This is a genomic window from Diaphorobacter sp. (assembly GCF_050251835.1).
In the GTDB taxonomy this organism is placed as follows: domain Bacteria; phylum Pseudomonadota; class Gammaproteobacteria; order Burkholderiales; family Burkholderiaceae_C; genus JBFXIE01.
In genome coordinates, this window is record NZ_JBFWLZ010000063.1 from 1 (window position 1) to 9059 (window position 9059).

Below are 9059 nucleotides of genomic sequence, written 5' to 3' on the forward strand. Positions count from 1 at the left end.
GCCAGGTCGTTGAGGTACAGCGTGGCCAGGTGCTTGGCCTTGTCGGCCAGGCCCAGCGCGCCAAAGGCCCAGCCCAGCGGGTCGCCGCTGCCGTCGTCCTCGAACACGTCCAGCGCGGCAAAGCGCGGCCCCTCGGGCAGCCAGGCGCGGCTGGCGATGCGGTGCGCCAGCGTGCTGTCGCGCCCCTGCAAAAAGGCGATCACCGGGCCGATGGTGGCCAGGTAGCGGTCCTGCTGCGCCAGAAAGGATTGCACCGCCGGGCTTTGCGCCTGCGCAGGCAGCGCCCGCGCAAGATCGGCGACCTGCGCCAGAGCGTCGCGCGACAGCAGCCGCAGCACCAGCGCGATCGCCAGGTCCTCCTGGAAGGCCTGCACGCCGCGCGAGCGCAGAAAACCCGTGAGGTAGGCGGCGGAGGGGTAGGGCGTGTTGAGCTGCGTCATCGGCGGGATGACGGACAGCACGCGGGGCAGGTCTGCGGGCATGGGCAATCGGCGGGCGGAGGGGCTGGATTATCCCGGTCCGCCGCGCCGGGCATGGTGCCCAGGGGTATCAGGGCAAGGGCGTCGGCCAGGCCGGCCGACGGCCCGTCAGCTGGCTGACGATGGCCGCCTTGAGCGGCGGCAGCCGGCTGGCGCCCGCCAGCACCACCTGGCGCAGCAGGCGCGGCAGCGGCCGCGCGTCGGTGTACAGGCGCACGATGGCGTTGGTGCCCTGGTAGATGGGCCAGGCATGCCGGTGGTGTGCGCGGGCATATTGCGCCAGCGCGGCGGCATCGCCCACATCGCGGCCCTGGGCCCGTGCATCGGCCAGGGTGCGTGCCAGGCGCTCCACGCCCGCCAGGCCCAGGTTGTAGCCGTGCGCCGTCACCGGGTGCATGCCCACGGCCGCATCGCCCACCAGCGCGCAGCGCGGTCCCGTGAAGCGCTGCGCGTACACGGCCACCAGCGGGTAGGCGTGGCGCTCGCCCATCAGCTGCATGGCGCCCAGGCGGTGCTGGAACTGCGCGGCCACGCGCGCCGTGAAGTCCTCGGGCGACAGGGCCAGCAGCGCCGCGGCGTCGGCGCTGTCCGCCGTCACCACGGCCGAGCACAGGTGGGGCAGGGTGGCATGGCCCTCGGGATCGCCTGGCAGGGGCAGGATGGCCAGCGTGCGGTCGTAGCCAAAGCATTCATGCGCCGTGCCGCCGTGGGGCGCCTGGTGGCGCATGCGGCAGACGATGACGGTGCGGCCAAAGTCGGTCATGGCCGCGCCCATGCCCAGCTGGCGCCGCATGCCCGAAAAGCGGCTGTCGGCGGCGACCACCAGCGGCGCGGTGAGCCGTTCGCCGGGCGCGCCGTTCTGGGTGTAGTCCACCTCGGCCCGGTCGGGCTGCACCGCCACGCGGGTGACCTGGGCGCCGCTCAGGATGCGCACCCCCGGCGTGCGTGCCGCCACGGCATAAGCGGTGCGGCGCAGCGCATGGTTGGGCACGATCCAGCCCAGGTGGTCCACGCCGCTGCCGCCTGCATGCAGCACCATGCCCGCCTGCGGGCGCACCGGGCCGTCGTGCACCTGCGCGTCGTGCAGCCGGCCGACTTCGTGCGCGGCCAGGCCCTGCCAGCTGCCCAGGCGCTGCAGCAGCGCCACGCTGGGGTGGGTCAGGGCGATCTCGCGCCCGTCCGGCGCGGGCGCGGCCAGCGCGGCGCCGGGCTGCTGATCCAGCACGGTGGACGTGAAACCGGCCTGGGCCAGTGCGATGGACAGCGACAGGCCGGCAGGGCCTGCGCCAACGATGAGAACGTCGCTGTGCATAAAGGGTGCGTGGTAGGTGTTTGCGGCAATGGCGCCCGTGGGCGACGGGGGCATTGTGGGCAGCCTGCGTGCGGCATGTCTTGCCCTGGGTCAAGCGATGGGGCCGCGCCGGGGCGGTGCCGGTGGTGCCCCGGTGCTCTTCGCCGGCAGGCCGACCATGTCCAGCGCATGCGCGGTAAACCGCTCCACCACGCGGCTGGTGCTGCCGGCCAGGCGCGCCAGCGCAATGCCGACGTGAAAGCCCGGCGGGTTGTCGGTGAGAAGCAGGCATTTCACGCCGGGCGGCACCATCTGCTGCGCCACGCCTGCCACCAGGGCCACGCCCAGGCCGGACGCCACCAGGCTCATGACGGTCTGCACCTGCATGGCCTCCTGTGCCACCTGCGGCGCAAAGCCCGACAGCTGGCAGCGCATCATTGCCAGGGCCGACAGCCCGGGCACCTTGTGGCGCGGGTACATGATGAAGGGCTCGCGCGCGGCCTCGCGCAGGGCGATGGCGTCGCGCTGTGCCAGCGGGCTGCTCTCGGCCACGGCCAGCACGAAGTCGTCGCGGTCCAGCGCCAGCAGCTCGAAACCGCTGGGGTCCAGCACCGGGTAGCGCAGCAGGCCGGCATCGAAGCGGCGCGACATCAGGCCCTCCAGGATCTCGGACGAGGTGGCCTCGGTCAGCTCCAGCGTGATCTGCGGGTAGCGCGCGCGCAGCGACGGAATCAAGCGCGGCAGCAGCGCATAGGTGGCCGAGCCGATGATGCCCAGACGCAGCAGCCCGCCCGTGCCCTCGCGCGCGTCCTGCACCGCCTGGCGGCACTGCTGGGCGTGCAGCAGCGCCAGGCGCGCGTCCGCCAGCATGGCCTGCCCGGCGGGCGTGAGCACCACGCCCGTGGTGGTGCGCTCGAACAGCGCGCTGCCCAGCTCCTCCTCCAGTTTGCGGATGGACACCGACAGCGGCGGCTGCGCCATGTGCAGCCGTTCGGCCGCACGGTGAAAGTTGCCGGTTTCCGCCAGGGCAACAAACTGACCGAGCTGGCGCAGGTTCATGTGATATCCAAAAGATATTGGGATTGATATTTTTAATATTAGACAGGGTAAGAGGCGCTGCCTAGAGTGACATCCCCGTGGTATTGCCAGCTCCGCACGGGGTGCCGCTGCGCAGTAAAAATTCCAAGGAGACAACACATGCCATCCCAACGCAGAACCGCCTTGCGTGCCCTGGCGGGCGCCAGCCTCTTGGCCCTGGGCACAGCCCTCGCACCCGCCGTGCAGGCGCAGGCCTTCCCGTCCAAGACCATCAAGTTTGTTGTGCCCTTCGGGCCCGGCAGTGGAACTGACACCTCGGCGCGCTACTTTGCGCGCAAGCTGCAGGACCTCACGGGCCAGTCGGTGGTGGTGGAGAACAAGCCTGGCGCCAATGGGTTCATCGCCGTCAAACAGGTGCTCACGGCCCCGGCCGACGGCTACACGATCTTCATCGGCAGCAACTCCACGCTGGCGGTGAACGCGGCGCTGTTCAAGGAGCTGCCCTACGACCCGGTGAAGGACTTGGCGCCGCTGACCATGATGATGCGCGCGCCGGCCATGCTGGCCGTAAACCCGCAGGCATCCTACGAAGACCTCAAGGGGCTACTCGCCTACGCCAAGGCCCACCCGGGAAAGGTGAATTTCGGTGCCGGCTCGGCTGGCTATCAGCTCATGGGCGAGTTGCTGAACGACGCTGCCAAGATCAACACCGTCCACGTGCCCTTCAAGGGCGCTGGCGAGACCATGACGGCGCTGGCTGGCGGAACGGTGGACTACGCCTTCGCCGAGGTCACGGCCGTGCAGGAGCTGGCCAAAGGTGGGCGCGTGAAGGTGCTGGCTGTGGCGGCGGACAAGCGCGTGGCTACGTCGCCCGATGTGCCGACCGCCGCCGAGGCCGGCCTGCCCGGCTTCGAGGCCTACACCTGGGTCGGCGCCATGGTCAGCGCCAAGACCCCGGCCGCCGAGACGGCAAAACTGGCCGAGCTGTTCACCTCCATCTCCAAAATGGACGAAACCCGCGCTTTCTACGAGCGCCTGGGTGCCACGCCCATGACCGGCGGCCCCGCGCAGATGCACGACTTCCAAAAGAGCGAGATCGCCTTGTGGAAGCGCATCGTCCAGCAGGCCAAGGTGCCGCAGCAATGAGCATGGGGCCCCTGGCGTGCGTGCGCGTGCTGGATCTGTCCAGCGTGGTGTTCGGCCCGCTGGCCAGCCAGGTGCTGGCTGACTACGGCGCCGAGGTCATCAAGATCGAGCCACCGGGCGGCGACTCCACGCGCCACACCGGCCCGGCGGCCGAGCCCGGCATGGCCGCCATGTTCATGGGCTGCAACCGCAGCAAGAAGAGTGTGGTGCTCGACCTCAAGCAGGGCGCGGCACAAACCGCGCTGCATGCGCTGTTGGCCAAGGCGGACGTGTTCATGCACAGCATGCGGCCGCAAAAGCTCACTGGGCTGGGGCTGAGCCCCGAGCAACTGCGCGCGCGCTACCCGCGCCTGGTGTATGCGGGGCTGCACGGCTTTGGTGAGGACGGGCCGTATGCCGGCATGCCCGCCTACGACGACGTGATCCAGGGCATGAGCGGCCTGGCAGACCTGATGCAACGCCAGATCGGAGAGGCCCGCTACCTGCCCACCATCGCGGCCGACAAGACCTGCGCTCTGGTAGCGGCGCACGCCATCCTGGCGGCGCTGTTCGCGCGCGAGCGCACGGGCCGGGGCGGCTTCGTGGAAATCCCCATGTTCGAGACCATGGTGGGCTTCAACCTCGTCGAGCATTTCTACGGCATGCACTTCACGCCCGCGAAGAGTGGCGCTGGCTACCCGCGCGTGATGGCGCCCTGGCGCAAGCCCTACAAGACGCTGGACGGCCATGTCTGCATGATGCCGTACACCGACGCGCACTGGAGCCGCTTCTTCGGCGCGGTGGGCCAGCCCGAACTGGCGCAAGACGCGCGCTTTGCCGATCAGGCCAGCCGCACGCGCCACATCGCCGAGTTGCTGGAGATCCTGAGCCAGCATGTCGAAAAGCACGACACGCAGCACTGGCTGCACACCTGCGAGCGGCTGGAGATCCCCGCCGCCCCCGTCGCCCGCATGGACGACCTGCCGCAGAACCCTCACCTCGCGGCCACCGGCTTCTTCGCCAGCGTGCAAGACCCTGCCATGGGCGAGGTGCGCTTTCCCCGCTCCTCCGTGCGCTTCGACGGCACGCAGCCGCCCATCACCATGCCGCCGCGCCTGGGCCAGCACACGCACGAACTGCTGCGCGCCGCGGGCCTGAGTGATGCGGCCATTGCCGAGCTATGACCATGACCACACAGAACGACATCCCCCGCATGGGCCAGGGCCTGTACTGGCAAGACCTGCAGGTCGGCCAGCGCTGGCGCACCTTCCGCCGCACCGTCACCGAAGCAGACCTGGTCAACTTCATCAACGCCACCGGCATGCTCGAGGCCATCTTCATCGAGGACGGCTACGCGGGCGGCGCCATCCGGGGCCGGCCCGTGCCGGGCGCGCTCACCTATACCTTTATCGAAGGCTTCATCCTGCAAAGCATGATCCAGGGCACGGGCCTGGCCATGCTGGAGCTGCACCAGAAGATCCTCGCGCCCGTGCTGGTGGGAGACAGCATCGAGGCGGTGGTGGAGGTGACGGACGTGCGCCCCACGTCCCAGGGCAACCGGGCCGTCGTCACCTCGCTCATCACCGTGACCAACCAACGCGGCGAGCCGGTCATGGAGTACACCGCCGTGCGCCTGCTGGCGGGTCGATCAGCTATATAAAAGATAGCTTTTGACGCTTTTCTTGACTGGGCTAGGTGCCAATTTCATTCAAACCAAAGGAGACAAGACCATGACCATGCAACTCTCTCGCCGCCTGGCCGTGCTGGCCGCCGCAGGCCTGTTGGCCGGTATCGCCCAGGCCGCCGAATGGCCCGAAAAGCCGATCACCTTGGTGGTGCCCTTCCCGCCCGGCGGGCCAACCGACATGGTGGCCCGGGTGCTGGCACAAAGCGTTGGCGAGCAGCTCGGTCAATCGGTGGTGGTGGACAACAAGCCCGGCGCCAACGGCAACATCGGCAATGCCTTCGTCGCCAAGGCCGCGCCCGACGGCTACACCGTGCTCTACAACACCTCGTCCATCGCGCTCAGCCCCGCGCTGTACAAGAAGATCAGTTACGACCTGCGCAAGGACCTCGCGCCCGTCGCGCTCACTGCCGTGGTGCCGCTGGGCCTGGTGGTAAATCCGCAAGTGCCCGTCAAGACCGTGGCTGAACTGGTGGACTACGCCAAGAAGAACCCCGGCAAGCTCTCGTACGGATCGGCGGGCAATGGCAACGTCACGCACCTGGCGGCATTCCAGGTGGCGCAGCGGTTTGGCATCGACGCGGCCCATGTGCCTTACAAGGGCAGCGCGCCGGCCGACGTGGATCTGGTGGCGGGCCAGATCCAGTTCATGACCGACACCATCAACTCCGTGGCCCCGTTCATCAAGGACGGTAAGCTGCGCCTGTTGGCCGTCTCCACGGCCAAGCGCCTGCCCAACTTTCCCGAGGCGCCCACCTTGGCCGAAAGCGGCATGGCCGGCTTCGAGGCCGGTGCTTGGCAGGGTGTGATGGTGCCCGCCCAGACGCCCCAGCCCGTGATCGAGCGGCTGAACCGGGCCTTCCTGCAGGCGCTCAAGACCCCAGCGGTGCTGGAGAAGCTGCGCGTGCAGGGTACCGAGGCGCTGGGCTCCACCCCCGCGGAATACGGCGTCTACATCGAAAAGGAGCTGGCGCGTTGGGCGTCGGTGGTCAAGAGTACCGGCATATCGCTGGATTGAGGAGCGCACCATGCAGGTTTTGGATTCACTCGCGCTCACGCGCATCCCCCCCGAGGACGAGGCACTGCGCGCCGAGGTGCGCGCCTTTCTGGCCGAGGCCATTGCCGGTCTGCCCGCGCACATCCGCGCCCGGTCGTGGGGCGGCTACAGCAGCGAGCTGAGCCGCAAGCTGGGGAAAAAGGGCTGGATCGGTGTGACGCTGCCCAGGGAATATGGCGGCGGCGGGCGCAGCGCCTTCACGCGCTACGTGCTGGTCGAGGAGTTTCTGGCCTGCGGCGCGCCCGTGGGCTCGCACTGGATTGCCGACCGCCAGAGCGCGCCGCTGATCCTCAAATACGGCACCGAGGCGCAAAAGCAGTTCTACATCCCCCAGGTGTGCCGCGGCGAGGCGTTTTTTTGCATCGGCATGAGCGAGCCGGGCTCGGGATCAGACCTGGCCAGCGTGCGCACGCGCGCCACGCCCAATAGCCAAGGCTTTGTGCTCAACGGCCAGAAGATCTGGACCACCAACGCGCACCACTGCCAGTACATGATTGCGCTGGTGCGCACCTCCGGCAGCAGCGAGGACCGCCACAAGGGCCTGTCGCAGGTCATCGTCGATCTGTCGCTGCCGGGCGTCACGGTGCGCCCCATCGAGGACTTGTCGGGCGACCGCCATTTCTGCGAGGTGTTCTTCGACAACGTGCAGCTGGGCGCGGACGCACTCATCGGCGCAGAGGGCCAGGGCTGGGAGCAGGTCACGGCCGAGCTGGCGTTTGAGCGCAGCGGGCCCGAGCGGCTGTTTTCCAGCATCGTGCTGTTTGACCAGTGGCTGGATTACGTGCGCATGCCCCAGGGCCGCAGCGCATCGGCCCAGCGCCTGGCCGGCAAGGTGCTGACGCAGCTGGCGCCGCTGCGGGCCATGTCGGTGGCCATTCAGAGCAAGCTGGTGCGCGGCGAAAGCCCCATCGTCGAGGCCGCGCTGGTCAAAGAGCTGGGCACCACGCTGGAGCAGATGATCCCGGCGGCGATCGCCGACGACCTGTTCGCCCGTGAGGCCGAGGACATGCCCGCGGAGCTGCTGATGACCCTGAAATACGTGACCGAGGCCTCGCCCTCGTACTCGCTGCGCGGCGGCACGCGCGACATCCTGCGCGGCATGATCGCCCGGGGCCTGGGGCTGAGATGAGACAACCCCCTGAGCGGCTGCGCCGCTTCCCCCTTCTCTCGCGCTTCGCGCGGGAAGGGGGACGCCGCCAGTGCGGCGGGGCGGCCCTTGCACGGCGGCCCGCGGGTGGGTCGCGCCACTTTCATAGGTTGCCGGCGGCGCATAGCGCAATAGATTGCTGCGTCGGCATGAGATAAGAAATACACATATGAGCCAAGACAACGACCTGTTTGCCGACGCCGCCCGCCAGGTGCTGGCCGACCAGTGCACGACCCAGGTGGTGCGCGCCATCGAATCCGGCGGGCGCGCTGCGCCTGCGGCCCAGCAGCTGTGGGCGCAGCTGGAGGCCACGGGCCTGGCCGATGCGCTGCTGCCCGAAGGCGACGGCGGCGCCGGCCTGGGCCTGTCCCAGGTGTTCGGCGTGCTGGAGCAATGCGGCGCGCACGCGCTGCCGCTGCCGCTGGGCGAGACCATGGTGGCGCGCGCCCTGCTGGCCCAGGCTGGCGTGGCGTGCCCCGCCGGCACCGTCACGCTGGCGCGCGGCCAGCGGCTGCCCGATGGCGGCTTGCGCTGCGCCCTGGTGCGCAGTGGCCAGGTGGCCGACCATGTGCTGGCGCAGGCGGGCGGCGCCTGGCACCTGCTGGCTACGGCCGATGCGCAGGCCACACCCCAGGCGCTGGCGCTGGATGCCGCCCTGGCCTGGTCTGCTGCCCAGGTGCAGGCCGCGCCCGTGGTGGCCGTGCCTGGGGCACAAGACGCCCGCACCTTGCAGGCCGCCGTAGTGGCAGCGCAGATGGCCGGTGCTTTGGGCGATGTGTTTCGCCGCACGCTGCAGTACGCCAACGAGCGCCAGCAGTTCGGCCGCCCCATCGGCAAGTTCCAGGCCATTCAGCACCAGCTGGCGGTGATGAGCGAGCATGTGTTCGCCGCCCGCATGGCCGCGCAACTGGGCTGCAGCGCCGAGCCTGGCGACAACGGCGTGCAACCAGACCGCCTGCGCGTGGCGACTGCCAAGGCGCGCTGCAGCGAAGCCGCGCTGGCCGTGTCCGAGCTGGCGCACTCCATCCACGGCGCCATTGGCTTCACCGCCGAGTACGACCTGCAGCTTTTCACCCGCCGCCTGCATGCCTGGCGCCAGACCGCCGGCAGCGAGTCGTACTGGCACGACGTGGCGGGCGAGGCACTGCTGCAGCACCAGGGGATGGCGCTGGACATGGTGCGGCGCATCACCGATGTGCAGCCCGCAGGTTAAAACCAGGGCTTCGGTAAGACGCCCT

8 protein-coding genes and 1 pseudogene are annotated in these 9059 nt (G+C 69.3%); 6 read left to right on the forward strand and 3 right to left on the reverse strand.

Annotated elements, in window-relative coordinates; translation table 11 throughout:
* The 3 genes and pseudogenes from AB7E35_RS14325 to AB7E35_RS14335 all read right to left on the reverse strand — a co-directional run.
* Window positions 1-482: pseudogene (locus AB7E35_RS14325) on the reverse strand (radical SAM protein); the annotation flags it as partial.
* Between the two features lie 67 nt (window positions 483-549).
* On the reverse strand, window positions 550-1791 hold the full coding sequence (ubiM, locus tag AB7E35_RS14330; protein ID WP_428163558.1) for a 5-demethoxyubiquinol-8 5-hydroxylase UbiM: 1242 nt from the start codon (window positions 1789-1791) through the stop codon (window positions 550-552).
* 90 nt (window positions 1792-1881) lie between these two features.
* On the reverse strand, window positions 1882-2829 hold the full coding sequence (locus AB7E35_RS14335; RefSeq protein WP_428163559.1) for a LysR family transcriptional regulator: 948 nt from the start codon (window positions 2827-2829) through the stop codon (window positions 1882-1884).
* A 138-nt stretch (window positions 2830-2967) separates the two neighbouring features.
* Here AB7E35_RS14335 and AB7E35_RS14340 point away from each other — a divergent pair, with 138 nt between their 5' ends.
* The 6 genes from AB7E35_RS14340 to AB7E35_RS14365 all read left to right on the forward strand — a co-directional run bounded on the left by AB7E35_RS14340 (window position 2968) and on the right by AB7E35_RS14365 (window position 9034).
* Window positions 2968-3954, forward strand: coding sequence for a Bug family tripartite tricarboxylate transporter substrate binding protein (locus AB7E35_RS14340; protein ID WP_428163560.1), 987 nt, complete (start codon window positions 2968-2970; stop codon window positions 3952-3954).
* A gap of 2 nt (window positions 3955-3956) precedes the next feature.
* Window positions 3957-5117, forward strand: a complete 1161-nt coding sequence (locus AB7E35_RS14345; protein WP_428167798.1) for a CaiB/BaiF CoA transferase family protein — start codon at window positions 3957-3959, stop codon at window positions 5115-5117.
* 2 nt (window positions 5118-5119) lie between these two features.
* On the forward strand, window positions 5120-5593 hold the full coding sequence (locus tag AB7E35_RS14350; RefSeq protein ID WP_428163561.1) for a MaoC family dehydratase: 474 nt from the start codon (window positions 5120-5122) through the stop codon (window positions 5591-5593).
* A 70-nt stretch (window positions 5594-5663) separates the two neighbouring features.
* Window positions 5664-6635 carry a Bug family tripartite tricarboxylate transporter substrate binding protein gene (locus tag AB7E35_RS14355; RefSeq protein WP_428163562.1) on the forward strand — a complete coding sequence of 324 codons (972 nt, stop codon included), beginning with the start codon at window positions 5664-5666 and terminating at the stop codon, window positions 6633-6635.
* Between the two features lie 10 nt (window positions 6636-6645).
* Window positions 6646-7803, forward strand: a complete 1158-nt coding sequence (locus AB7E35_RS14360; protein WP_428163563.1) for an acyl-CoA dehydrogenase family protein — start codon at window positions 6646-6648, stop codon at window positions 7801-7803.
* A 187-nt stretch (window positions 7804-7990) separates the two neighbouring features.
* Window positions 7991-9034 (forward strand): acyl-CoA dehydrogenase family protein, encoded by a 1044-nt coding sequence (locus AB7E35_RS14365; RefSeq protein ID WP_428163564.1) that lies wholly within the window; start codon window positions 7991-7993, stop codon window positions 9032-9034.
* The last annotated feature ends 25 nt before the right edge of the window (window positions 9035-9059 follow it).